At 64.4% G+C, this 24,312-nt stretch carries 20 protein-coding genes and 1 pseudogene; 15 read left to right on the top strand and 6 right to left on the bottom strand.

The window, feature by feature from the left end; translation table 11 throughout:
* Window positions 1-136, bottom strand: a pseudogene (locus WC739_RS11760) (ectoine/hydroxyectoine ABC transporter ATP-binding protein EhuA); the annotation flags it as partial.
* 202 nt (window positions 137-338) lie between these two features.
* Window positions 339-1,724: a PLP-dependent aminotransferase family protein gene (locus tag WC739_RS11765; protein ID WP_372953203.1), complete on the bottom strand. Its 1,386-nt coding sequence runs from the start codon at window positions 1,722-1,724 to the stop codon at window positions 339-341.
* Between the two features lie 83 nt (window positions 1,725-1,807).
* On the opposite strand from WC739_RS11765, the gene WC739_RS11770 reads away from it, so the two are divergent.
* The 9 genes from WC739_RS11770 to WC739_RS11810 all read left to right on the top strand — a co-directional run bounded on the left by WC739_RS11770 (window position 1,808) and on the right by WC739_RS11810 (window position 10,458).
* Window positions 1,808-2,299: an Lrp/AsnC family transcriptional regulator gene (locus WC739_RS11770; protein ID WP_372953204.1), complete on the top strand. Its 492-nt coding sequence runs from the start codon at window positions 1,808-1,810 to the stop codon at window positions 2,297-2,299.
* 130 nt (window positions 2,300-2,429) lie between these two features.
* Window positions 2,430-3,923: an NAD-dependent succinate-semialdehyde dehydrogenase gene (locus WC739_RS11775; RefSeq protein WP_372953205.1), complete on the top strand. Its 1,494-nt coding sequence runs from the start codon at window positions 2,430-2,432 to the stop codon at window positions 3,921-3,923.
* Between the two features lie 174 nt (window positions 3,924-4,097).
* Complete coding sequence (locus tag WC739_RS11780; protein ID WP_372953206.1) at window positions 4,098-5,477, top strand: aspartate aminotransferase family protein; 1,380 nt, start codon at window positions 4,098-4,100, stop codon at window positions 5,475-5,477.
* Window positions 5,478-5,486: 9 nt separating this feature from the next.
* Window positions 5,487-6,596: an alcohol dehydrogenase family protein gene (locus WC739_RS11785; protein ID WP_372953207.1), complete on the top strand. Its 1,110-nt coding sequence runs from the start codon at window positions 5,487-5,489 to the stop codon at window positions 6,594-6,596.
* Between the two features lie 8 nt (window positions 6,597-6,604).
* The gene (locus WC739_RS11790; protein ID WP_372953208.1) at window positions 6,605-6,868 is read left to right on the top strand and encodes a hypothetical protein; all 264 of its coding nucleotides are present in this window, start codon (window positions 6,605-6,607) and stop codon (window positions 6,866-6,868) included.
* A gap of 555 nt (window positions 6,869-7,423) precedes the next feature.
* Window positions 7,424-7,720 carry a hypothetical protein gene (locus WC739_RS11795; RefSeq protein WP_372953209.1) on the top strand — a complete coding sequence of 99 codons (297 nt, stop codon included), beginning with the start codon at window positions 7,424-7,426 and terminating at the stop codon, window positions 7,718-7,720.
* Window positions 7,721-7,918: 198 nt separating this feature from the next.
* Complete coding sequence (locus WC739_RS11800) at window positions 7,919-8,269, top strand: hypothetical protein (protein ID WP_372953210.1); 351 nt, start codon at window positions 7,919-7,921, stop codon at window positions 8,267-8,269.
* 168 nt (window positions 8,270-8,437) lie between these two features.
* Entirely contained in the window at window positions 8,438-9,505 is a 1,068-nt protein-coding gene (locus tag WC739_RS11805) for a histidinol-phosphate transaminase (RefSeq protein ID WP_372953211.1), read from the top strand.
* Window positions 9,506-9,552: 47 nt separating this feature from the next.
* The gene (locus tag WC739_RS11810; RefSeq protein ID WP_372953212.1) at window positions 9,553-10,458 is read left to right on the top strand and encodes an allantoinase PuuE; all 906 of its coding nucleotides are present in this window, start codon (window positions 9,553-9,555) and stop codon (window positions 10,456-10,458) included.
* Between the two features lie 50 nt (window positions 10,459-10,508).
* Here WC739_RS11810 and WC739_RS11815 read toward each other — a convergent pair whose 3' ends face one another.
* From WC739_RS11815 to WC739_RS11830, 4 genes are all read right to left on the bottom strand, one after another.
* Window positions 10,509-11,414, bottom strand: coding sequence for an SMP-30/gluconolactonase/LRE family protein (locus tag WC739_RS11815; protein ID WP_372953213.1), 906 nt, complete (start codon window positions 11,412-11,414; stop codon window positions 10,509-10,511).
* A 109-nt stretch (window positions 11,415-11,523) separates the two neighbouring features.
* Window positions 11,524-13,944 (bottom strand): FAD-dependent oxidoreductase, encoded by a 2,421-nt coding sequence (locus WC739_RS11820; protein ID WP_372953214.1) that lies wholly within the window; start codon window positions 13,942-13,944, stop codon window positions 11,524-11,526.
* A gap of 154 nt (window positions 13,945-14,098) precedes the next feature.
* The gene (locus tag WC739_RS11825) at window positions 14,099-15,754 is read right to left on the bottom strand and encodes an ABC transporter substrate-binding protein (RefSeq protein ID WP_372953215.1); all 1,656 of its coding nucleotides are present in this window, start codon (window positions 15,752-15,754) and stop codon (window positions 14,099-14,101) included.
* Window positions 15,755-15,948: 194 nt separating this feature from the next.
* Window positions 15,949-16,836, bottom strand: a complete 888-nt coding sequence (locus WC739_RS11830; RefSeq protein WP_372953216.1) for a LysR substrate-binding domain-containing protein — start codon at window positions 16,834-16,836, stop codon at window positions 15,949-15,951.
* A 216-nt stretch (window positions 16,837-17,052) separates the two neighbouring features.
* Here WC739_RS11830 and WC739_RS11835 point away from each other — a divergent pair, with 216 nt between their 5' ends.
* From WC739_RS11835 to WC739_RS11860, 6 genes are read left to right on the top strand one after another with little or no spacing between them, the layout of a single operon-like run.
* Window positions 17,053-18,423, top strand: a complete 1,371-nt coding sequence (locus WC739_RS11835; protein WP_372953217.1) for an MmgE/PrpD family protein — start codon at window positions 17,053-17,055, stop codon at window positions 18,421-18,423.
* 5 nt (window positions 18,424-18,428) lie between these two features.
* Window positions 18,429-19,670: an FAD-dependent oxidoreductase gene (locus WC739_RS11840; RefSeq protein WP_372953218.1), complete on the top strand. Its 1,242-nt coding sequence runs from the start codon at window positions 18,429-18,431 to the stop codon at window positions 19,668-19,670.
* 19 nt (window positions 19,671-19,689) lie between these two features.
* The gene (locus WC739_RS11845) at window positions 19,690-19,953 is read left to right on the top strand and encodes a sarcosine oxidase subunit delta (protein ID WP_372953219.1); all 264 of its coding nucleotides are present in this window, start codon (window positions 19,690-19,692) and stop codon (window positions 19,951-19,953) included.
* Complete coding sequence (locus tag WC739_RS11850; protein ID WP_372953220.1) at window positions 19,950-22,808, top strand: 2Fe-2S iron-sulfur cluster-binding protein; 2,859 nt, start codon at window positions 19,950-19,952, stop codon at window positions 22,806-22,808. Before WC739_RS11845 ends, WC739_RS11850 begins: the two co-directional genes overlap by 4 nt.
* Window positions 22,809-23,399 carry a hypothetical protein gene (locus tag WC739_RS11855; RefSeq protein WP_372953221.1) on the top strand — a complete coding sequence of 197 codons (591 nt, stop codon included), beginning with the start codon at window positions 22,809-22,811 and terminating at the stop codon, window positions 23,397-23,399.
* A complete protein-coding gene (locus WC739_RS11860) occupies window positions 23,396-24,304 on the top strand; it encodes a dihydrodipicolinate synthase family protein (protein WP_372953222.1) in 909 nt (302 codons plus the stop codon). Before WC739_RS11855 ends, WC739_RS11860 begins: the two co-directional genes overlap by 4 nt.
* Window positions 24,305-24,312: the final 8 nt, after the last annotated feature.

A 24,312-nucleotide genomic window follows, 5' to 3' on the forward strand; every position in this document is an offset into this window, starting at 1 on the left:
TGCCCGAGCCGGACGGGCCGATCAGCGCCAGCTTCTCGCGTGGCATGACCTGCATCGACAGGCCGTCCAGCACCTTGAAGCTGCCGAAGCTCTTCGAGATGCCGTCGATCTTGATGATGGGCGCGGTGGCGGACAAGTGAATTTCCCCGTGCTGGAGAAGCCTATGCCCTTAACGATGCGGAACGCGCCAAATCATGTCAATTGGGAAAATAAAATCATGACAATATTTCCCGTTCCGCCCATTTGTTGGGCAGCAGGTGCCCGAATCCGCCGAGATTTTGGCTGAGGCCGAGCCGAGAATGGTGGCGGCGTCCGGGAACCGGAACGGAGCGCACTTGCTAGATTGCCAGCAACAGATGCTCCGGATCGCCAAGCAACAGCTTGGTGACGACGCCGAGGCCGGCGCGCAGTTCTCCCTCGGTGGTCGACCCCAGCGAGATGCGCACGGCCGGATGCCATGGCGCGTCCGAAATGCGGAAAGAGGTGCCCGGCGCGATCGCCACGCCCCGTAGCCGCGCCTGGGCGACAAAGCCCTCCTCGGCACGGTCACCGGGAAGTTGCAGCCAGATATGCAGCCCGTCGCGCCGGGCGCGATAGTCGATACCGGCAAGCACTTCGGCGGCGATGTCCTGCCGCCGCCGCAGCGCCGCGCGCTGCCAGCGGACAAGCTCCATCGCCGTGCCGTCGGTTACCCATTTGGTGGCGATCTCGGCCACCAGCGGCGTCGCCATCCAGTTCGAAACCAGGTGCCGGTTGGCCACGGCAGCGACATAGCGGTCGGGAGCCGCGAGATAGCCGATGCGCAAGCCAGGCACGGTAATCTTGGTGAAGGACGTGACGTAGAGCGTGCGCTCCGGCGCGAAAGCCGCGACCGGCGGCGGCCTGTCCTCGACCAGCGGACCCAGCACATCGTTCTCGATGATGGCGATATCGTGCTTGCGCGCAACCGCGGCGATTTCTTCGCGCCGCCGTGCATCCATCAGGGTTGCCGTCGGGTTGATTACCGAAGGCTGCACGAACACAGCCCGGATGTCGGATAGCCGGCAGGCCTCGTCCAGCGCCTCGGGGATCAGGCCATTGCCGTCGATCGGCAGGCCTTCGAGGTTGAAGCCGAGATAGCGCGCCAGCGGCACCAGCGTGTGGTGACCGATCGCCTCGGTGGCGACGGTGGACCCAGGCGGCGCCACGCTCATCAGCGCCACTGTCATGCCGGCGGTGGCGCCATTGGTCAGGCTGATGTTCTGTGCGGAAATGTCGAGGCCGCACAGTTTCAGCCATTCGACCGCCACAGCGCGGTGGCGCGGAAACACCATATTGGGCCGGAACGACAGCGCCGAACTCGACGGCAGGTTTTCGGCCAGCCAGCCCAGCGCCTGCTTCAGCCGCTCCAGATGCATCGGCTCGCAGACCGGCTTCAGGATCGAGAGGTCGATGACCTCGCCCAGGCGCTCCGGCAGATAGGGCGGCTCCGGCTCGCGGCGCTGCGTCTGGACGAAGCTGCCGCGACCGATCTCGCCCGAAATCAGGCCCCGCCGGATCAGCTCCTCATAGGCCCGGCTGACCGTCTGCACCGACAGTTTCAGATCGTCGGCCAGTCGGCGATGTGTCGGCAGCCGGGCGCCATTGGCAAGGCGCCCGTCATGAATGGCGCGCGCGAACTGGTCGGCCAGTGATTGATAGGCTGGCCGCCGGAGGAGCGCAGGATCGGGTTGCCACAATGTCATGACTTATTAGAGATCGAAATCAGTGCAATTGACAATCGAAATAATGCGCCGTCATGGTGCGGTGGACCAAAAAGTGGACGCCGATGACATCAGCGAAACTCGACCCGATCGACCTGAAAATCCTCGACGCCATCCAGCGCGACGGACGCATCACCAAGCTGGCGCTGGCGGAACAGGTCGGGCTGTCGCCGACGCCGTGCTGGATGCGGCTGCGCAAGCTGGAAAAGGCCGGCATCGTGTCGGGCTACCATGCCCGGATCGCGATGCGCGTCGTGGCGCCCGTCGCCACCGTGCTGATGGAGGTGACGCTGGCCAGCCACCGCCAGGCCGATTTCGACCGCTTCGAGCGCGTCATCCGCGATATCCCCGAGATCGTCGCCTGCTGGTCTGTCGGCGGCGGTGTCGACTATGTGCTGAAGGTGATGGCGCGCGACATCGATGCCTACCAGCGCCTGGTCGATGGCTTGCTGGAGCGCGAGATCGGCATCGATCGCTACTTCACCTACATCGTCATCAAGACGGTGAAGGACGATGTTGCGCTGCCCCTGGCCGACCTGTTGCCGGCATCGACGTAGCGCCGGAGAGATCGTCTGCCCGACCGGTGCTATAGAGAGAGACTCTCTACCGGCGCGCTCCCAAACAGCCTCTCTGTCTGCCCATGGCGGATAGTCTTCCCGCATCAGACCGCACCGGGAGGCATCGACCATGTCCGCGCATTTCGCCCGCTCGCATCGCCATGAAGCGCTCGACCGCCTCGCCGATCGCCGGCTGCTGCGTGAGCTTGCCTATGTCGACGGCCATTGGACGGCGAGCGAGGCGGCCGAGAGCTTCGAGGTCACCGATCCGGCGACAGGCACCACCGTCGCCTTCGTCGCCGCGCTGGATGCGCGGCAGACGACAAGAGCGATCGATGCCGCCGCGCGGGCTTTCCCGGCCTGGCGCTCGCTTCTGCCGCAAGAGCGGTCGAGGATCCTGCGAAAATGGTTCGAGCTGATCGTCGCCGCGAAGGGTGACCTGGCCCTCCTGATGACGCTCGAACAGGGCAAGCCGCTGCAGGAGTCGCTGGGCGAAATCGACTACGCCGCCTCCTTTGTCGAATGGTATGCCGAGGAGGCCAGGCGCCTGAACGCCGAGAGCGTCACCAGCCATCTGGCGAACGCCGAAATGATGGTGCGGCGCGAACCGCTCGGTGTCGTCGGTGTCGTCACGCCGTGGAATTTCCCATCCGCCATGCTGACCCGCAAGGCGGCCGCGGCACTCGCCGCCGGCTGCACCATCGTCGCGCATCCGTCCTCGGAAACGCCTCTCTCGGCACTGGCACTGGCCGAACTCGGCGAGCGTGCCGGCCTGCCCGCAGGCGTCTTCAACATCGTCACCGGCAAGGCTTCGACGATCGTCGGCCGCATGTGCGAAGACCCGCGAGTCCGCGCCATGAGCTTCACCGGGTCGACCGAGATCGGCAGGCTGATCGCCGCACAAAGTGCGGCGACGATGAAGCGGCTGGTGATGGAGCTTGGCGGCCACGCGCCGCTGATCGTCTTTGCCGACGCCGATCTCGACAAGGCAGTGAGCATCGCCGTCGACGCCAAATTCGCCACCTCGGGGCAGGACTGCCTGGCAGCCAACCGCATCTATGTGCAGCGTCCGATCTACGATCGCTTCTGCGCGGCTTTCACCGCGCGCATCGAGGCGCTGCGGATCGGCAATGGGCTCTCCGACAAGATCGATATCGGGCCGCTGATGCATGAGCGCGCCGTGGCGAAGGTCGAGGAGCAGGTCGCCGATGCCATCGCCCATGGCGCACGCTGCCTTACCGGCGGCAAGCGCCATCAGGCCGGCCCCCTGTTCTATCAGCCGACGCTGCTGGCAGATGTCGTCGACGAAGCGCTGATCATGCGCGAGGAGACGTTCGGCCCCGTCGCCGCCGTCACGCCGTTCGACAGCGAGGATGAGGTGATCGCCCGCGCCAACGCCACCGAATATGGCCTGGTCGCCTATGTCGTGACCGAGAACGGCGCCCGCCAGCAACGCATGGGCCGCGCCCTCGACTACGGCATGGTTGCCATCAACCGCGTCAAGATCACCGGCGCGCCGATCCCGTTCGGCGGCGTCAAGCAATCCGGCATCGGCCGCGAGGGCTCGCGCCACGGGCTCGAAGCTTTTACCGATCTGAAGTATCTCTGCCTGGACGTCGCCTAAGATGTGTCGATATTCAGATGATGCCAGCCTGCAAATGCCAGGCTTCTGCGCTTCCGGTGCTCACGTACTTGAGTACGCTCCGCTCCGGTTCTCGAAATCTGACATTTTCGGCTCGGCCTGACCTGAATCTCGACACATCTTAAGTGGCATCCGCTTTCCTCAAGGAGTCAAAAAATGCTCGATCAGTCCAACGAACTCGCCGCCTGGGATCGCGACCACTTCTTCCATCCCTCGACCCATATGGGCATGCACGCGCGCGGCGAGAGCCCGACGCGGATCATGGCCGGAGGTGAAGGCGTCACCGTCTGGGATATCAACGGCAAGAAGAGCATCGATGCCTTCGCCGGTCTCTATTGCGTCAATGTAGGCTATGGCCGCCAGAAGATCGCCGACGCCATCGCCGCCCAGGCCAGCAACCTCGCCTACTACCATGCCTATGTCGGCCACGGCACCGAGGCCTCGATCACGCTTTCCAAGATGATCATCGACCGCGCGCCGCAGGGCATGTCGAGGGTCTATTTCGGCCTCTCGGGTTCTGACGCCAACGAAACCAACATCAAGCTGATCTGGTACTACAACAACGTGCTGGGACGGCCGGAGAAGAAGAAGATCATCTCGCGCTGGCGCGGCTATCACGGCTCGGGCGTGATGACGGGGTCGCTCACCGGGCTCGACCTGTTCCACAACGCCTTCGACCTGCCGCGCGCGCCGATCCTGCACACCGAGGCGCCGTACTACTTCCGCCGCGCCGATCGTTCGATGAGCGAGGAGCAGTTCTCGCAGCATTGCGCCGACAAGCTCGAGGAGATGATCCTGGCTGAGGGTCCCGAAACCGTCGCCGCCTTCATCGGCGAGCCGATCCTCGGCACCGGCGGCATCGTGCCGCCGCCCGCCGGCTACTGGGAAAAGATCCAGGCGGTGCTGAAGAAGTACGACGTCCTGCTGGTGGCAGACGAGGTGGTGACGGGCTTTGGCCGGCTGGGCACCATGTTCGGCTCCGATCATTACGGCATCAAGCCGGACCTGATCACCATCGCCAAGGGGCTGACCTCGGCCTACGCGCCGCTGTCGGGCGTCATCGTCGCCGACACGATGTGGCAGGTGCTGGTCGAAGGGTCCGACAAGCTCGGCTCGCTCGGCCATGGCTGGACCTATTCGGCGCATCCGATCTGCGTTGCCGCCGGCGTCGCCAATCTCGAACTGATCGACGAGATGGACCTTGTGACGAATGCCCGCGAGACCGGCGCCTATTTCCGCGCGGAGCTAGCCAAGGCAGTCGGCGGCCATAAAAACGTCGGCGACGTGCGCGGCGACGGCATGCTGGCGGCGGTCGAGTTCGTTGCCGACAGGGACGACCGGGTGTTCTTCGACGCTTCGCAGAAGATCGGACCGCAAGTGGCGACGGCGCTTGCGGCAAGCGGCGTCATCGGCCGGGCCATGCCGCAGGGCGACATTCTCGGCTTTGCGCCGCCGCTCTGCCTGACGCGTGAAGAGGCCGACATCGTGGTGTCCAAGACCGCGGATGCGGTGAAAAGCGTGTTTGCCAATCTCTGAGCTCGACCCATGAATGCGATGACCAGAACCCTTCCCGCCACCATGGCTGCCGTGCTGCTCACCGGGCACGGCGGCCCGGAAAAGCTCGTCTACCGCACCGACGTCAAAGTGCCCTCGCCCGCGCCTGGTGAAGTGCTGGTCAAGGTCACCGCTTGCGGCATGAACAACACGGATGTCTGGGTGCGCCAGGGCGCCTATGGCACCGAAGAGGACGCGGCAGCGGTGTCGACCTGGCGGCGCCAGGGCAACACGCTGACCTTCCCGCGCATCCAGGGCACCGACACGGTCGGTGCCGTCGTTGCCGTCGGCGAAGGCGTTTCGCCGGACCGTATCGGCGAACGGGTGATGGTCGATTTTTCCATCTACAACCGCGACGACGATTCCCTGGCCGACATCGACTATATGGGCCATGGTCGCGATGGCGGTTACGCCGAGTACCAAGCCGTGCCGGCGCAGAATGCCCATGTCGTCGACACGCACTTGAGCGACGTGGAGCTCGCCACCTTCTGCTGCGCCTACCTCACCGGCGAACAGATGCTGGAGCGCGCCGGTTTGAAGGCCGGCGAGCGGGTGCTGGTCACCGGCGCATCGGGCGGCGTCGGTTCCGGCATCGTGCAACTGGCGCGGGCGCGCGGCGCCATTCCCTATGCCGTCGTTGGCAAGGGCAAGGAACAGGCGGTGCTGGACATCGGTGCCGAGGCGGTGATCACCCGTGGCGTCGCCGACCTGCCGCAAGCCGTGCACGAGGCGACCGCGGGTCAGCCGATCGACGTCGTGGCCGACCTCGTCGGCGGCGCGATCTTCAACGACCTACTGCGCATCCTTCGGCCCGAGGGCCGCTACACCACTGCCGGCGCGATCGCCGGTCCGGTCGTCCAGCTCGATCTGAGGACCATGTATCTGAAGCAGCTGCAGTTGCATGGTTCGAGCCAGGGCACCCGCGCCGATTTCCGCCGCATCGTTGGATACATCGAGGCGAAGAAAATCCGGCCGCTGGTCGGGGGCGTCTACAGGCTCTCCGATTTCCACCACGCGCAGGCGGATTTCATCGCCAAGGATTTCGTCGGCAAGCTGGTGGTGGTGCCGGACGCGATGTGGGACGGCAGCCGTTTCCTCTAGGAGTATCAATGTCCGATCATGTCCTGCCCGGTCACAAGAAGCCCAAGCTGATCGTTGTCGTCGCATTCGACCGCGGCGACGATGGCGAGCTGTTCACTGCCTATGGGCCGACCGACCAGCAGAGCGAGGATCGGGCAATCCGAGCGGCCAGGGCGTTGGCTGGCAAGCATGCCGGCGTCGTCGCCTGGAGCCGGGATGCTGACCCCGCCCTGGGCGATTATGGCCCGCCAACGACCTTGCTCCAAAGCGGTGAAGTGCCGGACATGGAATGACTGAAACCTAACGCTTTCCGCTTGCGTATCTGCCATTTTCGGGCGGATGCGTGGATGGATTTCAGGAAGTTTCGCTGCCAACAATGCCTGGGTTCGGGCAAGATATTTCAATGCTGCAAAAGCGTGGCCACTCAAGGCCGCTGCTGTCCCCCCGGCACGCAAAATCGACAATGCAAGGGCGCTGTCATCACATGCACGGTTTGCCGCGGTAGCGGGCTGCGCAACACGCCCTGACGGTTACGCGTCGAACAGTTCGGACGGGGCGCGGCCGATCTCGTCGAACGCCCTCCGTGATCGGCCCGGGCCGACTGGCGAAGGACAATGACCAAATTGAACGGTCGGGGGGGCACAAAGCCATCCCGCGACGTGCTTTCCTTTTCGTGAGAAATAATTCTGCCGCCTCGGATTCGACGGCCCGGGGTACCGTACGCACGCATGCGAAACTTCAGCCGCCAAGGCAGGTTCCCGCAGGCCTGAGCAATATATCCAGGAACATCGGCAGCGCCGTCTTGTTTGCCTGTCACCTCGCGATTGTGCGGTGGACGGAGAAGCAAGATGACAAGAGTTTTGGCAGCAGCGATTTTGACACTCGGGCTCGTCGGCGGCGCGATGGCACAGACGGGTGGTGGCACCGGAACCAATGGCGGCACCACCAACGGCGGCACGACCAACGGTGGCACCACAAACGGCGGAACCAACGCTGGCGACACCAACGGCGCGGCGAATGGAACGGGCACGACCACGGATCAGACCGATCAATCAGGTGCTCCAGACAAGTGCAAGAATGCCGCGGATGGCGCCACCACCACGGAAGGGGCAACCACCAAGCAGGAAGCTCAGAACTGCCCGTGATCTGAAGAACCAGATCGAATTTGGAGAGCCCCGGCTTCACTGCCGGGGTTCTTTTCAGCCGGCCCGGAACGCCGAAAAACCAGCCGCCTGGAGCACCGCAGGGAAGCTTTCCCTGCCGTCGGCCGGAGTCGGTCAAAAAATGGTCAACCTTTCCCTGAGACGATGACGCGCGAGATCCACCAGGGAGCACGTGATCCAATGCGTATTCAGGTTCGTCCCGCGAAGCGGCAAGGAACGCCTCGGACCATCTTTCATCGCGCTTTGAACGCCGGAGATTTCAAGCCGGGGCACGCCGGAGCGGTGCTCGTGTCGATTGACGCGGAGGGCATGTACGCCGACGGTTCGAAGTACCGATACATGATGGAATTTTCACCGGCTGAAGTGCGCTCAGTACTGAACGCGGCGCAAGCTCAGATCATATACGCCACCGAACTGCGCGACAGCGCCCAATGCGGCGACGGACGCTATCGAACTTCGGCTTGGTCAATCCTGACTGGCCGGACTGACAGGCATGATGCAGCGTTGGACGCGGCAAGCAGGTATCACTGACGTCGCCGGGCGAGTTTTCTTGACCTGTCCAACGAGGGCCAGATTTTCGAAGCCATTGCGCAGCTTGTTTTTGCTTGCGCATGCGCTTGCGGCTTGTAGCTTGCCCGTATGTCGTTCGGCAGGGGTAGCTCGCGAGATGACCGCCAGCATGTTTCCCAATGACCAATCATGCCTCTGAAAGCAGCGGCCCATATCGAAGCCATGTCGGCGTTCGCACTGGCGAATTTCGGCGGCCATGACCGGCCAACCCTAGCTCAGAACGAAAGCGCCTTTCCGCCCAGCCCAAGCGCGATCGCCGCTGGCCAGGACGCGATTGCCCGCAGCAATCTCTACCCCGACCCGGACTGGACGGCGCTGCGCCAGGCGATCGCGCAAGCGTATGGGGTCGAGCCTGACCTGATCTTGTGCGGCGCCGGTTCGATGGAGCTGATCAGCTGCACCATCGCGGCGTTCGCGGGGCCGGGCGCGGAGGTGCTAGGCACCTCCTATGCCTATAATTTCGTGGCCTCCGCGGCGGCTCGCACCGGCGCTGCCTACGTCAAGGCCGCGGAACAGGATTTCGCCGTTTCGGTTGACAACATTCTCGCCGCTGTCACGCCGGCAACGCGGATTGTCTTCGTTTGCAATCCCGGAAACCCGACCGGCACTGTCATCCGCAATGCCGAACTGCTGCGCTTGCGCACCGCGTTGCGCGGGGATGTGCTGCTCGTGATCGACGCGGCTTATGGCGAGTTCGACGATCAGGACCCACGGCCTTTGTTTGCGCTTGTCGCACGCGGCGATACCGTCGTGCTGCGCACGCTTTCCAAGGCCTATGGCCTGGCTGGCGCGCGCGTCGGCTGGGGGCTGTTTGCGCCTTCGGTCGCCGCCGAAGTGCGCAAGCTCCAGAACTCCAACCAGGTCACCACCGCCAGTCTGGCAATGGCGGTCGCGGCGGTGGAGGACGAGCCCTACATGCGCCAGACGGTGGCCCGCACGGCGAGGATTCGCGACGGGTTCGCCCAGGACCTGCGGGCTGCCGGATATGAGGTAACGGAAAGCCGAACCAATTTCGTGCTGGTCCGCTTTCCCGACGCAGCCGCCGCGGAGGCCGCCGAGCGAGCCTTGCGCGGCGCCGATATCATCGTCCGCAGCTTGGGCGGTTACGGCCTCACGGACTGTTTGCGCGCGACGGTCGGTCCACAAGAGATCATGGACCGAGCGCTGCGCATACTGATCGACATGCACGGGGAATAGATCCGGCGACCGCATGTTTTGCGACTGCATCCTAAGGAGATTTGAGAATGCCGTATTTGCCCGCCCGTGATTTCATCGGCTATGGCGACAAGCCTCCGGCCGCCGAGTGGCCGGGCGGCGCCAAGCTGGCGCTCAATATTGTCGTCAACTATGAGGAAGGGGCCGAGTACAGCATCGGCGAAGGCGACGGCGTCTCCGAGGCGATCCTGTCGGACCTTGCCGTATCCCCGGCGGTGCCGGGCCTGCGCAACCGCAATATGGAATCGCTCTACGAATACGGCTCACGCGTCGGCGTCTGGCGTTTGTTGTCACTGTTCCAGGACAAGGAGATCGTTCCGACCTTCTACGTCGTCGGGCGGGCGCTGGAGCTCAACCCGGCCGCCGGCAAGGCGATCGCAAGCCTCGGCAGCGATATCGTCTGCCATGGCTGGCGCTGGATCGACTACGCACCACTAAGCGAGGACGAGGAACGCCAGCACATCGCGATGACAGTCGATACAGTCCAGCGAATGACAGGCATTCGCCCGCTCGGCTGGTACACCGGCCGGCCCAGCCTCAACACAAGGCGGCTGGTGGCCGAACATGGCGGCTTCCTCTACGATTGCGACGACTACAATGACGACTTGCCCTACTTCCTGGACGTCGATGGCAAGCGGCATCTGGTCGTGCCGCACAGTTTCGACAACAATGACAGCCGGTTCTCGCGCGGCTCCGGCCTGGAGACCGGCAGCCAGTTCTTCGAATATGTCAGCGATGGCGTGGACTGGCTGTTGGCCGAAGGCGAGAAGACACCGCGCATGATGACAGTGTCGCTGCACTGCCGGCTTGCGGCCAGGCCAGGCCGCATGGCCGGCCTCGCCCGCTTCCTCGACAAGATCAAGGCCAATCCGGACATCTGGATCTGCCGCCGCTCCGACCTCGCCCAACATTGGCTGGATCGGTTCGGCGGCTGACCCCATTGGCTCTTAACGGACGGGCGAAACCTTCGCCCGTCCGCTGTGGATCACTGCTTGTTCGGCACCTCGTAGACCTTGCCGTGCCAGGGCGCCACGTCGATCTGGTCGAGCGCCATCACGTAGAGCACTTTCTCGTCCGGGCCGAAGGCGAAGTTCGGCATGGATGGTGATGGCACCGAAAGCGTGCGCAGCAGCTTGGCGTCCTTGTCGACGACGATGATCTTGCCCGGCGCGTCGAGCGAGCGCGGGCTCTGGCCGATATACATCTCGCCGGCCTTGTCCATCTTGATGCCGTCAGGCCAGATATGCGGCAGGTTCGGGAACAGATCGTCGAGGCGCAGGAAGACGCGGCGGTTGGTCAGGGCGTGGTCGGGCCCGACGTCGAACTCGATGATCCGGTTGTCCTCGGTCTCGACGAGATAGAGGATCATCCCGTCGTTGGACATGACAAGGCCATTGGCGTTGTGCAGGTCGCCGGCGACCTTGGTCACGCTGCCATCCTTGCCGATGTAGTAGGCCGAAGCATCGATCAGCGGGCCGCCCTTGCCGGAGCCCGTGAAATAGACGCCGCCATCCTTGTCCGGCGCGAAGTCATTGGGTCCGCTGAAAGGCTTGCCGTCCTTGTCCTTGTCATAGGCCGGCAGCGTCTTGCCGTCGGCAGAGATGCGGCCGATCGAGTTGCTGTCGTAGCAGGTGACGAGGAACTCGCCGGTGGCGGTCGGCAGCACGGCCGACGGGCCGCATCCATCCATCTTCCAGAAGATGTCGTTCTTCTTGCCATCCCAGACTGTGACGGTGCCGCGGCCATATTCGACGTAGAAGAGCTTGTCCTGGTACCAGATCGGGCCTTCGGCGAACCACGCGTCTTCATTGATGACCTTGGCGTCCCCCGCATGCGCGGAAGATGCGAGAGACAGGGCAAACAGGGTGCCCAGCAGAACCCGTTTGATCATGCGATTCCCCTCTGTTTTTCAGTTGAAGCCTTTGCCAGTTCAGGTTCGCCGACGTCTCCGGCCGGCCGCGGTTGTCCCTCTATAGCCGTGGCGACGAGCCGCCCGGCCACTACGCGCGCAGCCGCTTGCCTTCGGGATCGAACGGAGGATGCGCCAGCAACGTCGCCTCATGCGGCCTTCCCAATATGGCGACCGATACCTTGTCGCCGGGCCGGGCCGAGCCGGCCTTGACATAGCCGAGCGCCAGCGACTGCTCGACGAAATAGCCATAGGCACCGGACGACACCTGGCCGATCGGTGTTCCATCCGGCAGGAAGATCGGCTCGCCGCCGGTCGCGTCTGCATCCCCGGCATCGATCGACAGCATGATCAGCTCGTCGCGCGCCGGCCTGTCGGCGACCGAGGCGTAGGCGTCGCGGTTGAGGAATTCGCCCTTGTCCATTTTGACAAGCCGATCGAACTTGACCTCCTGCGGCCAGTATTCGGGAGAATATTCCCGGCTCCAGCTGCCATATCCCTTTTCGACCCGCAGCGACATCAGCGCGCGCGAGCCGACCGGCCCGGCGCCGACTTCGCTGCCGGCCTCGAGCAGGGCGCTGTAGAGCGCGACCTGGTCGGCGGCCGCGCAATAGAGTTCCCAGCCCAGGTCACCGGTGAACGAAACGCGCAGCGCCACCACGTCGACACCAGCCACCGTGATCTGGCGCGAGCGCATGAACGGAAATGCCTGCGTCGACAGGTCGGCATTGGTCAAGCGCTGCAGCAATTCGCGTGATTTCGGGCCGGCGACGTTGAAGCCGCCCAGGTCCTCGGTGCGCGAACGGAACGTGGTGCCTTCAGGCAAAGGGACGGCCTTGAAGAACCTTTGGTGGAAACGCTCGGCCATGCCGGAACCGAACACCATGAACTCGTCGTCGGCCAGCTTCGTCACGGTAAAGTCGCCGGCGATGCCGCCGCGCTTGCCGATCAGCGGCGTGAGGCAGGAGCGCCCGATTTCCGTCGGCATGCGGTTTGCGAACAGCGCGTTGAGCCAGGCTTCGGCGCCGAGCCCTTTGACCTCGTATTTGGCGAAATTCGAAACGTCGATGATGCCGGCATGCTCGCGCAGCATGCGCGCTTCGCGTCCAACCGGACCCCACCAGTTCTGGCGCTTGAAGCCGATCGTCTCCTCGCGCGGCTCGCCCTCGGCGGCGAACCAGAGCGGATGCTCCCAGCCGAAATTGAGGCCGAAGACGGCGCCCATCTGCTTTTGCATCTCATAGGCGGGCCGGGTGCGGACCGGCCGTCCGGCGGCACGCTCCTCGTTGGGGAAATGGATCTTGAAGCGGTGGCTGTACTGATCCTCCACCCGGGCCTTGGTGAAAGCCTTGCCGGCCCAGTGCCCGAAGCGCGCCATGTCCCAGGCGAACATGTCCAGCGAAGGCTCGCCCTCTATCATCCATTCGGCCGCCAGCTTGCCCATGCCGCCCGACTGCGAGAACCCCGGAATGATGCCGTTGCAGCAGAAATAATTGCTGAGTTCGGGCACCGGCCCGAACAGCACGGCGCTGTCGGGCGACCAGATCATCGGGCCGTTGATCACCTTTTTGACGCCCGCGGTGCCGACCGCGGGAACGCGCGCGATCGCGCGGAGCATATTCTCCTCGATGCGGTCGAGATCATCGGGAAACAGCTCGTGGCCGAAGTCCAGCGGCGTTCCGTCCTCGGCCCAGAACTTCATCTTGCGCTCGTAGGCGCCGACGAGCAGGCCAAGCCCTTCCTGACGAAGATAATATTCGCCGTCGCGATCGGCGACCGACGGCAGCCTTCGGCCCATGGCGGCGATTTCCGGGATGGTCTCGGTGACGAAATACTGATGCTCGGTGGGGATCAGCGGAAGTTGCAGCCCGGCCATCGCGGCGACCTCGCGACCCCAGAGGCCGGCGGCGTTGATCACCCACTGCGTGCGAATATCGCCCTTCGGCGTCCGCACGATCCAGCTGCCGTCAGGTTGTGCTTCGGTCGCGGTGACCGGGGTGAAGCGATGGATCTCGGCGCCGCGCTGGCGGGCGCCCGCGGCGTAGGCGGCGGTGACGCCGGACGGGTCGACATTGCCGCCCTCCGGCTCGTACATGATGCAGCGAATGCCGTCGAAATCGACCAGCGGGTGCAGCCGCTCCGCCTCGTCGCGCGCGACCTCGTAGAAGTTCATCTTGTAGCGCCGCGCCTTGGCCTCCTGCAGCCTCAGCTGATGCTCGCGCGCTTCGGTCTGGGCGAGGTAGAGCGAACCCGGCTGGAAGATGCCGCAGCCTTGCCCGGTCTCGATCTCCAGTTCCTTGTAGAGCGCCATTGTGTAGTGCTGCAGGCGGCTGATGTTGGTGGAATCATGCAGGCCGTGGATGTTGGCCGCCGCATGCCAGGTGGAGCCGGACGTCAGCTCGTTGCGCTCGAGAAGAACCACGTCGGACCAGCCGAATTTGGCGAGGTGATAGAGGATCGAGCAACCGATCAGGCCGCCGCCGATGACAACGGCTTGTGCATGAGTACGCATAGCGAGATTTCTTCCCTTGGTTCGGCGACTTTTGTTTTTTGCGCTTTCAAGGAGCGCCTTGGAGATCTGTTTGGCTGGCTGGTCAATCGCAGTCGCCTGGCGAAACCAGGGGCACAAGATGCGCCCCTGGAGTATTGCAATGGATTTGCCTGTTCTAGGCCTTGTCGAGCCAGACCTTATCCAGCTGCAGCTCGAATGTCTGGTGCATGCCGAGGTTCTTCACATAGGTGGCGTGGTGGCGGTACAGCGAGCGCCAGAACGACTGGACCAGCACGCCCGAATCCTGCAGCGTCCACTCGACATCCTTCATCAGTTCCTTACGCTTGGCAGGGTCCGCGACCGCAAGTGCGGCATTGAGCTTCTTGTCGAATTCCGGGTTGGCGTAGCCCGACTCGTTCCAGGCTTCGCCGCTGCGGTAGGCGAGCGCCAGCACCTGGACGCCAAGCGGGCGCATGCCCCATTCGGTGGTCGACCATGGATACTTCGTCCAGTCGTTCCAGAATGAAGTTCCGGGAATGATCGTGCGCTTCACCTTAAAGCCGGCCTCGCGCATCTGCGCGGCGACGACATCGGCCGGGTCCTTCACGTAGTCGGAATCGTAGGAAATGAGCTCGAACTCATGATCCATCTGGCCGGCCTCGGTCATCAACGCCTTGGCCTTCGCCAGGTCGCGCGGGACTTTCGGCAGCTCGTAATATTCCGGATGGATCGGGCAGACATGGTGGTTTTCCGCGACCTGTCCGAGGCCGCTGTAGCCGAGCTTCAGCACCGTCTCGTTGTCGACCGCGAGCTGGATGGCGTTGCGCACCCTTTTGTCGTCGTAGGGTTTGTTCGTCACATTGGTGCGCAGCACGATCGTTCCCGCGGTGACGACGGATTCTTTCACCAGGCCCATGCTGTCATAGAGGTCGACGGTGCCGCCGACCGTCTGGTAGTTGCAGTCGATCTCTCCGGCCTCGAAGGCGCTGGCGATGGCCGGGCTCGAAGCGTCCGTCCCGTAGTCGGTCCAGTCGACGCCATCGAGATAGGTCTCGCCGCCGAACCAGGTGAAGTCCTTGCGCCGCCTCACCGAAGCGGACTCGCCGACCTTGTACGAAATGAGCTCGTATGGGCCGGTGCCGGGCGTCTTGGTCATGTCGGCACCGTTCTTGTCGAAGTCGCGGTGGACGATGATGGCAGGATAGTCCGCGAAGCCCGGAATGATGGTGACATCGGACTGGCCGCATTTGAGCTTCACCGTATGGTCGTCGACCTTGGTGATGGCGCCTGCGATGGCCTTCTTGGTGGCGGGATCGATCAGCGTGGCCATGCGGCCGGCCATCGAATTGCCCTCGGCCGCCTTGTCGCACCAGCGCTCGATGTTGAAGACGATGTCGTCGGCGTTGAGCTCGTCGCCGTTCGACCATTTCACGCCCTTGCGCACATGCAGCGTGTATTCGGTGGCATCGTCGCTGACTTCCCAGCTCTCGACCAGATGGCCCTCGAAGGTGAAGTCGGTGGTGTAGCGGATCATGTAGTCGTTGCACTGGCGCAGCACGTTGGCCATTTCGGACCAGTCCCACATGCGCGGGTCCTTCATGTCCTTGATGATCATCTGCATCTTCAGGATGCCGCCCTTTTTGCCCGGCTCCAGGGCAGCGGCTTGCGCCGGCGAGAGGCCGATCATTGAATAGGCGAACGCCGTGGACGCACCCATCGCGCTGGCCATGGCAAGGAACTCGCGGCGATCCATGCCGCCTTTCCTGACTTCGTCTGCGTAGCTTTCGATGGCTGCCGGGACGCAGTCACCGTTGCTCTTGAAAATCGTCATTGTGATTCTCCGGTTTGGGCTTTCCGCCCGTTACATTCCCCTTGCAAGGAGGATGTTAGAGGCGATGCAAAAATCCCGGAAGGGCTTGAGCCCCGGCAAACCGCTGAAACCCGGCCGATAAGACCTAAAAAAACGAAGCCATTGGCGTGTCAATTTTTGAGTTTGGAGAATTCACATGGGTTGGGAGAACGGCGCTAGGCGCCATCCTGCTGCGCCCGCAGGAGAATCCATTCCCGCACCGTGCGCGCGATGGTTCCCTTCGAAAGCTGGTTCTCGGTGAGGTAGTAGTTCCACGGGCTCGCCGGCCGGACGGGGAACGGTTCGACAAGCAGTCCCCTTCGGAGATAGGCGTGGGCAAGCGAGCGCTGGGTCGCGACGAGCCCTGCCCCCATGGCGGCCAGCTCAAGCGCGATGTTGGAAGCGTTGGTCGTCAGGCCCTTGTCGTGATCGTCCATGTCAACGCCCAGCGCCGACGTGACGACCTGCCAGTATTCCTGGCGCCCATGCACGAAGATCCAGTCGACCTTGAGGATGTCCCGAGGCAGCTTCAGGGCGTCCTCGCCATCGAGCAGCGTCGGGGCGCACAGCAGAACCAGTTCGTCGTTCCACAGTGGAATTCCGGCGGGCGGACGGTCGTCGAAACGCCGTGTGGAAATGGTGATGTCGGCGATCTGCTCGCTGAGGTCCTCCCAGATCGTGCCGTGCAGCACGATCTCGATTTCGGGATGTTTCTTGCGGAAGGCGGCCATGCAGCCGGCCAGCCAGTTCTCCGCCAGGCTCATCGGACAGGAGACCACCACCGTGCGGTTGCGCGACGAGGTGACAATCGCCTCGGTGGCCTGGTCGATCTGGTCGAGCGCCTGGCGCAGCGTCGGAAGGAACGCCTCGCCCATTTCGGTAAGCTTGAGACTGCGCGGATAACGGATGAACAATTGCCGTCCGATATAATGTTCGAGCGCGCGGACATGCGTGCTGACCGCCGCCTGCGTGTATCCAAGCTCCTTGGCCGCCAGGGTGAAGGAGAGGTGCCGGGCCGAACTCTCGAACGATCTGATATAGTTCAAAGGGGGTGGTGGCTTCATCTCCGGCTCCTGCACTGTGCGAGGATAGGTAAAGCATGGACGCGGCGGCGTTCAATTGCAGGCAAGCGACAAGACATAGATATTTTTGGTCAAAGCCGCCGAACTAATTGCGTGAAAGCGCGATGGACCCAAATTAATGATGTCGTGACGCAGAGGGGAGTAATGCAAGTGGCTGTGCCGTCGCATCGGCGTGAAGGGCCTGACGCGAGTACCAGCGTGGCCGTTCGCCTGGCCGATTTCGTGTTGCGGCGGCCGGCGGCTGTATTTCCGGCGCCCATCCTGGAACAGGCGCGCTATCTCCTGCTCGACACGCTCGGAATTGCCATCGCGGCCGGTCCGATGGAAGCCGGTCGGATCGCCCGCGACACCGCCGCCCTTCTCTACGGCTCAGCCGATCCACTCTATTCGGCCCGCATGCTTTTCGACGGTCGCCGCGCAAGCATCGCGGGAGCCGCCTATGCGGCCGCGACGCAGATCGACAATCTCGATGGCCACGACGGATACAGCCCGACCAAGGGCCATATCGGCGTTGCCGTCGTGCCCGCTTTGGCAGCGCTGGCGGAGGCGCTCCCTGCCCTCAGCGGGCCGGAAGCGCTTTCCTCCCTGGTCGTCGGCTACGAAGTGGCCGGCCGCGCCGGCATCGCGCTGCATGCGACGGTGTCGGACTACCACACGTCAGGCGCCTGGAACGCGCTGGGCGTGGCCGCGGTGGCGGCAAGGCTGCGGCGGCTTGACGACGGGCAATTCCGGGAGGCACTCGGCATTGCCGAATATCACGGACCGCGCAGCCAGATGATGCGCGAGATCGCTACGCCGACGATGCTGCACGACGGCTCGGGCATCGGCGCGCTGGTCGGCCTGTCGGCGACCGTGCTGGCAGAGCGCGGCTTCACCGGCGCGCCGGCGATCACGGTCGAGGCACCCGACGTCGCCGCGCATTGGCAGGATCTCGGCGCCTTCTGGCAGGTGCTCCACCAATATGTGAAGCCATACCCGATCTGCCGCTGGGCGCATGCGGCCATCGACGCAACGCGTGGCCTGGTCCTGGCGCATCACCTGACGCCGTCCGAGATCAGCCGCGTCGAGGTCAACAGCTTCCACTATGCCGCGACGCTGTTCGACGGCATGCCGGACACGACGTCGAAAGCTCAATACAGCCTGCGCTTCGCCGTCGCGACCTTCATCATGCATGGCCGGATCGGCCTGGAGCACATTTCCGGCAACGGGCTTGAGGACGCGGCCGTCGCCGAGATGCTTAGCCGCATCACCGTCTCGGAATCGGAGCGCCACAGCGCCCGCTTCCCCGCAGGCCGCTGGGCCGACGTGACGATCACGACAAGCGACGGGCGCGTCCTTGCTTCCGGCGACGTCCATGCCCGCGGTGGGCCGGAAGCGTCGCTGACGCAGGCTGAAATCGAGGGCAAGTACATGGAGTTTGCGGCGCCGGTGCTGGGCCAAGGCCGCGCCGGCGCGATCCGCGACGCAGTCCTGTCGCTTGCGGATCCGGACAGCCGTTTTTCCGATCTTTCGGTATTGCTCTACGATCCTCCTGTGATCAGTACGATGCTCCAGCGGCCAGCGTGGTAGGCTAGATGCCGCTCAGGCTTCTGAAATACGGTCTCAGCAGGGACTATCCGGTCAGCGGCGACATTCCCGCAACGCCAGACCTCAAGCCATCCTACGATGTCGTCATTGTCGGCGGCGGCGGGCACGGATTGGCGTGCGCGCATCATCTGTCGAAATACCACGGCATAAAAAGCGTCGCGGTGATCGAGAAGGGCTACCTCGCCGGCGGCAACACGGCACGCAACACCACCACGATCCGCTCCAACTACATCACGCCGGAAGGCATCGCCTTCTACAAGGAAGCCGTCGAGCTGTTCGAGGGCCTGTCGCAGGAACTCGACTTCAACGTCATGTTCTCGCAGCGCGGCCAGCTGACCCTGGCGCACACGGAAGCGACGCTTCGCAGCTTCCACACGCGCGCCGAGATGGGCAAGCACCTGGGCACACGCACCGAAGTGGTCGACCAGAAAGCGGTCGAGGAGCTCGTACCGTCCCTCAACATGGACTATGGCGGCGCGCTCGAGATCCTCGGCGGGCTCTGGCATGCTGACGGCGGCACCGCGCGGCATGACGCGGTTGCCTGGGGCTATGCCGCGCAGGCGTCGCGGCGCGGCGTCGAGATCCACCAGCGGACCGAAGTGGAAGGCTTCGAGGTCGTTGGCGGCAGGGTCCAGGCCGTCCGGACGAACAGAGGCCGCATCGCCTGCGGCCAGGTCCTGATCGCGACCGGCGGGATGAACTACGACGTGGCGCTGATGGCCGGCGTCGAGCTTCCCATCCGCTGCTATCCGCTGCAAGCGATGGTGACGCAGCCGCTGAAGCCTTGGCTGCACACGCTGGTCTCCTCCGTCTCGCTGCACACCTATCTGGTGCAGTCCTCGCGCGGCGAGGTCGTCATCGGCGGCGGCTCCGATCCCTACCAGCTCTACTCGACGCGCTCGACGCTCGACATGAAGGAACACCTCGCCGAAGGCGCCGTGCATCTCTTCCCGTTCCTGCAGGGCGTGCGGCTGCTCCGGCAATGGGCAGGAATCACCGACATGACGCCGGACTACAGCCCGATCATGGGTGCCAGCCCATTGGAAAATCTGTGGCTCGATTGCGGCTGGGGCACATGGGGCTTCAAGGCAACGCCGGTCGCCGGCAAGCGGATGGCGGAGACCATCGCCAAGGGCCGCGTGCCCGACATTCTGAAGCCGTTCGCGCTGGAGCGTTTCGAGACCTTCCGGCTGCTCAACGAAATGGGCGCCACGGCGGCCAGTCACTGACCATGAAACGCCACTGACCATGAAGATCCTGACCTGCCCGATGAACGGCCCGCGCAACATAGACGAGTTCCAGTCGTTCGGGCCCGTCCGCGCCGACCCGGATCCGGACCGGACCGCCGACGCTGACTGGTCGCGACACCTGTTTCGCGCCGAGAACCGCAAAGGCATCGTGGTCGAGTGGTGGCGGCACGTGCCGAGCAACTACTTCTTCCTGGCCGAGCGCGACCTCGTCACCAACGAGATCCTCCGCACTTTCGACGCTTCCGAACGGGTTCACCCATGAACCGGCTGGCCGAACCCTGGGGGAGCCGGATCGATCGAAGCCGTCCCATCCGCTTCACTTTCGAGGGCAAGAACTTTGAAGGCTATGCCGGCGACAGCATTGCCAGCGCGCTCGCTGCATCAGGACAATGGGTGCTGTCGCGTTCCTTCAAATACCATCGGCCGCGCGGCATCCTCTCGATGACGGGCGCGGACGCCAATACGCTGGTGCAACTGCCGTTCGAGCCGAATGTCGCCGCCGATCGCGCGCCGGTCAGCGAAGGCCTGCTGGTCAGCGCGCAGAACGTCAACGGCACCCTCGAACGCGACCGCGACGCGATCATGGACAGGTTGGGGCGATTCCTGCCGGTCGGCTTCTACTACCGCACCTTCATGGGGCCGCGCCGCGACAGCTGGCTGAAATTCTGGGAGCCGATGATCCGCCGCAAGGCCGGACTGGGCGTCGTCGACACGGCCGCGCCGCACCGGCATTTCGATAAGACGCATCTGCACTGCGATATCCTGGTCGTCGGCGCTGGCCCTGCAGGACTGAACGCTGCCATCATTGCCGCGGAAGGTGGCGCTGATGTCGTTCTCTGCGACGAGAACCCGGAAATCGGCGGATCGCTGACCTATGGCCGGCATGATCCGGCCGTGCTTGCCGACCTCTCCTCCCGGCTGCGGGCACTGCCCAATCTGCGCCTGCTGACCGGGACCGTCTGCAACGGATGGTATGAGGACAATTGGCTGCCCTTGATCCAGGGCGACCGTCTCTTTCGCACACGGGCGCGCGCGCTGATCCTGGCCACCGGCTCGATCGAACAGCCCGCCATCTTCCGCAACAACGACCTGCCGGGGATCATGCTCGGAGGTGCGGCGCAGCGGCTGATCCGCCATTACGGCGTGCGCCCCGGACAAAAGGCCGTGGTGCTGGCCACCGGCGACGAAGGCTATTGCGTGGCGCTCGACCTGGTCGAGGCCGGCGTCTCGGTCCTCCTGGTCGTCGATCCGAGATCCGGCGGCGAGACAGGCACTTTCGAGGCCGCGTTGCACGGCAAGGGCGTGGCCATCCGGAAGGCCGCGATGGTCGAAGCGGCCGAGGGGACAGCGGGAAATCGTCACCTTGCGCGGGTTCGCGTCGGCGGGCGCTGGATCGAGTGCGACCTGCTGGCTGTCTCGGCTGGCCATGTGCCCGCCTGGCAGCTGCCTTGCCAGGCCGGAGCGAAAGTCGGCTATGACGCGGCGAGCGGGTCGATGACGCTCAGCCTGCCGAAAGCGCCGGTTCACCTTGCCGGCTCCGTCGCCGGAGACGGCAATCTGCAGGACGCGATTGCCGGCGGCCGTCACGCGGCCGTGGCAGCACTTTCGGGGCTCGGCCGCGCTGTTCCAGAGGACAGAATATCGCCCAGGCCGACGGGAACCAGCCCGGTCCATGTGCTGCCTATCGTCGCCCATCCGAAGGGCCGCGACTTCGTCGATTTTGATGAAGACCTGCAGGTCAAGGACCTGCAAAACGCGGTCAAGGAAGGCTATCGCGAGATCGAGCTGGTCAAGCGCTTCAGCACCGTCGGCATGGGCCCGAGTCAGGGCCGCCACTCCGCGCTGGCGACAGCCAGGATCGTTGCCGAGGCGACCGACCGCACGGTGGCCGAAGTCGGCATCACCACCGCCCGCCCGCCGGTCGGACCGGAGACGCTTGGCGTGCTTGCCGGCCACCACGAACCGCTCGAGCGGCGCACCGCACTGCATGCCAGGCATTTGGCGCTCAACGCCGTGATGAAGCCGGTAGGCGCATGGTGGCGGCCGTATTTCTATGGCGATGCCGACGCGGCTGAAAAGATGGTCCGCGACGAGATCACGGCGGTGCGGCAAGGGGTTGGCCTGCTCGACGTCTCGACGCTCGGCAAGCTGGAACTGCGCGGGCCGGATGCCGGCGAGTTCCTCGACCGCCTCTACACGATGGCGCATGCCAACCAGCCTGTCGGGCGTGTGCGCTATTGCCTGATGCTCAACGAAATGGGCTCGGTGGTCGACGACGGCGTCGCCTACCGCATGGCGGATGACCGGTTCTATGTGACCGCCACCACGGGTGCGGTGGCGCGCGTCTATGCCGACATGTTGTTCTGGAACGCGCAATGGCGCTTGCGGGTCGATGTCCTCAACCTCACCGGCGCGTTCTGCGGCCTGAACGTCACCGGCCCGAAAGCCCGAACGGTGCTCGAAGCGTTGGACAGCGACATCGATTTCGGGCGCGAGGCATTCCCCTATCTGAGCGGCCGCGAGGGCGTCGTCGCCGGCGTGCCGGTGCGCGTGATGCGGATCGGGTTTACCGGCGAGTTGAGTTATGAGTTGCATTGCCCATCCAGCCTCGCACCCGCCCTTTGGGACGCGGTGATGACTGCAGGCAAACCGCATGGTTTGAAGCCCTACGGTCTCGAAGCCTCCCGCATCCTCCGCCTGGAGAAGGGGCACATTCTGATCGGTCAGGACACCGATGCAATCACCACGCCTGACGAGCTCGGTTTCGGTTGGGCGGTGTCGAAGAAGAAGCCGTTCTTCGTCGGCAAACGGTCGATCGAAATGCGCGCAAGGCTGGGCCAGTCGCGCAAGCTCGTCGGCCTGCGGTTTCCGGACGATGCCCGGGATCTACCCGGCGAAAGCTGCCTCGTGCTGCGCGGCAATGCTCCCGTCGGTCAGATCACCTCGATTGGCTTCTCGCCGACGCTCGGCTGTACCGTCGCGCTTGCCTATGTCCATATCGACGACTCCACGGAAGGCAGCCTGGTGACGGTGAAGTGCCGGGACGGTACCCTGGTCGACGTGCCGGTGGTTGCCCATGCCTTCTTCGATCCCGCCAACGCAAGGCAGGAGATGTAGATGGCGGCAAGTGCGGTGTTTCCCTTCATGGCCGGCGGCGCGGCGCACGGCACCATGCTGCCCGTCGGCGCGGTGACGCTGAGCGACCTGACGCCCAATCCGCGTTTTGGCCTTAAGGGCGGCGGCAGCGCCGCCTGGCTCGCGGCGCAGGGCGTCTCCCTGCCCGCAGTCAATCGCATCGGCGCGCATCACGGCATGCGGGTCCTGCGCCTCGGCAACGAGGACATCCTGCTGCTTGCCGAAGGTGCCGGCGACGCGCTTGCCGAACTCAAGGCCGCCTGGGCGAACGATACCGGGCCGAAAGGCTATTCATCCTGGCGCGAGGAAGGCTGGGCGTGGATGCGCCTTTCCGGCCGGCACGCGCCGCAGGCGATGGAGCGGCTATGCGCGCTTGATCTCAGAGCCGATAGGTTCGGTGTCGACGACATCGCGCAAACACGCGTCGGTCACATCGAGGCGGTCACATTCCGCTCGCAAGCGGGTTTCGATGTACTGTTCGACGTCACCGCGTCGGCCTACTTCGCCAGGACGATAGCGGCGGCGGCCAGACACTGCACAGATTTGCCGATCGATATGGAAGGACACACATGACCCGCCCGCAAGGAACCATCGCACCGATCCTGACGCCGTTTGAAAGCGATGGCCGCATCGCGCGCGATCTCTGGATATCGCACGCCAAATGGGTGCTCGGCCAAGGGGCGCATTTCCTGTCGCCGTTCGGCACCACCGGCGAGGCGCTGTCGCTGTCCTTGCGCGAGCGCATGCAGGCGCTGGAATGGCTGATCGAAGCCGGCATCTCGCCAAGTCGGCTGATGCCCGGCACCGGCGTGACCGCGCTGCCCGAAACAGTCGAACTGTCGGCGCACGCGGTCGGGGCCGGCTGCGCCGGGGTGATGGTGCTGCCGTCGTTCTTCTACACCGCTGTCGGCGACAACGGCCAGGCGCGCTACTACAGCGAACTGATCCAGCGGGTGGCGAACCCTGCAATGAAGGTGATCCTCTACCACATCCCGCAGAATTCCGGCGTGCCGGTGAGCCCCGCCTTGACCGCGAGGCTGAACGAGGCGTTTCCCGACACCGTCGTGGCTTACAAGGACAGCGCCGGCGACTGGAACAACACGGCGGCGGTGATTGCCGCGGCGCCTGATGTCGCGGTCTTCCCGAGTTCGGAAGCACAGCTGACCAAGGGGCTTGCCAGCGGCGCGGCGGGCTGCATCTCGGCCACCGTCAACCTCAATGCCGCGGCCATCCGGGCCCTCTACGATCGCACGATGGCCGGGGAGGACGTCGCCGAAGCGGATGCAGCGGTGAAGGCGTTCCGCAAGATCATCCAGGATGCCGGTCTCATCCCGGCGATGAAAGCCGTGCTGGCGGTTCGTTCCGGCGACAGGCGTTGGCTGAACCTGCGAGCGCCGCATGAGAATGCGACGTTCGAAAGCGGTGAGAAGTTGCTTGCCGCGCTCGGTTCTTCTGCCGACCACATTGGCCCGAGCTGAGCGGCCCC

Origin of the sequence: Mesorhizobium sp., from assembly GCF_041661565.1 — a bacterium.
GTDB lineage: Bacteria > Pseudomonadota > Alphaproteobacteria > Rhizobiales > Rhizobiaceae > Mesorhizobium.

What these genes read in the sequence shown, in the direction of transcription:
- WC739_RS11765 (WP_372953203.1), bottom strand. Translation starts at nt 1,724, where the DNA reads ATGACATTGTGGCAACCCGATCCTGCGCTCCTCCGGCGGCCAGCCTAT.
- WC739_RS11845 (WP_372953219.1), top strand. Translation starts at nt 19,690, where the DNA reads ATGAAGATCCTGACCTGCCCGATGAACGGCCCGCGCAACATAGACGAG.
- WC739_RS11810 (WP_372953212.1), top strand. Translation starts at nt 9,553, where the DNA reads ATGCCGTATTTGCCCGCCCGTGATTTCATCGGCTATGGCGACAAGCCT.
- WC739_RS11840 (WP_372953218.1), top strand. Translation starts at nt 18,429, where the DNA reads ATGCCGCTCAGGCTTCTGAAATACGGTCTCAGCAGGGACTATCCGGTC.
- WC739_RS11800 (WP_372953210.1), top strand. Translation starts at nt 7,919, where the DNA reads ATGCGTATTCAGGTTCGTCCCGCGAAGCGGCAAGGAACGCCTCGGACC.
- WC739_RS11815 (WP_372953213.1), bottom strand. Translation starts at nt 11,414, where the DNA reads ATGATCAAACGGGTTCTGCTGGGCACCCTGTTTGCCCTGTCTCTCGCA.
- WC739_RS11820 (WP_372953214.1), bottom strand. Translation starts at nt 13,944, where the DNA reads ATGCGTACTCATGCACAAGCCGTTGTCATCGGCGGCGGCCTGATCGGT.
- WC739_RS11805 (WP_372953211.1), top strand. Translation starts at nt 8,438, where the DNA reads ATGCCTCTGAAAGCAGCGGCCCATATCGAAGCCATGTCGGCGTTCGCA.
- WC739_RS11775 (WP_372953205.1), top strand. Translation starts at nt 2,430, where the DNA reads ATGTCCGCGCATTTCGCCCGCTCGCATCGCCATGAAGCGCTCGACCGC.
- WC739_RS11790 (WP_372953208.1), top strand. Translation starts at nt 6,605, where the DNA reads ATGTCCGATCATGTCCTGCCCGGTCACAAGAAGCCCAAGCTGATCGTT.
- WC739_RS11770 (WP_372953204.1), top strand. Translation starts at nt 1,808, where the DNA reads ATGACATCAGCGAAACTCGACCCGATCGACCTGAAAATCCTCGACGCC.
- WC739_RS11780 (WP_372953206.1), top strand. Translation starts at nt 4,098, where the DNA reads ATGCTCGATCAGTCCAACGAACTCGCCGCCTGGGATCGCGACCACTTC.
- WC739_RS11830 (WP_372953216.1), bottom strand. Translation starts at nt 16,836, where the DNA reads ATGAAGCCACCACCCCCTTTGAACTATATCAGATCGTTCGAGAGTTCG.
- WC739_RS11855 (WP_372953221.1), top strand. Translation starts at nt 22,809, where the DNA reads ATGGCGGCAAGTGCGGTGTTTCCCTTCATGGCCGGCGGCGCGGCGCAC.
- WC739_RS11850 (WP_372953220.1), top strand. Translation starts at nt 19,950, where the DNA reads ATGAACCGGCTGGCCGAACCCTGGGGGAGCCGGATCGATCGAAGCCGT.
- WC739_RS11795 (WP_372953209.1), top strand. Translation starts at nt 7,424, where the DNA reads ATGACAAGAGTTTTGGCAGCAGCGATTTTGACACTCGGGCTCGTCGGC.
- WC739_RS11785 (WP_372953207.1), top strand. Translation starts at nt 5,487, where the DNA reads ATGAATGCGATGACCAGAACCCTTCCCGCCACCATGGCTGCCGTGCTG.
- WC739_RS11860 (WP_372953222.1), top strand. Translation starts at nt 23,396, where the DNA reads ATGACCCGCCCGCAAGGAACCATCGCACCGATCCTGACGCCGTTTGAA.
- WC739_RS11825 (WP_372953215.1), bottom strand. Translation starts at nt 15,754, where the DNA reads ATGACGATTTTCAAGAGCAACGGTGACTGCGTCCCGGCAGCCATCGAA.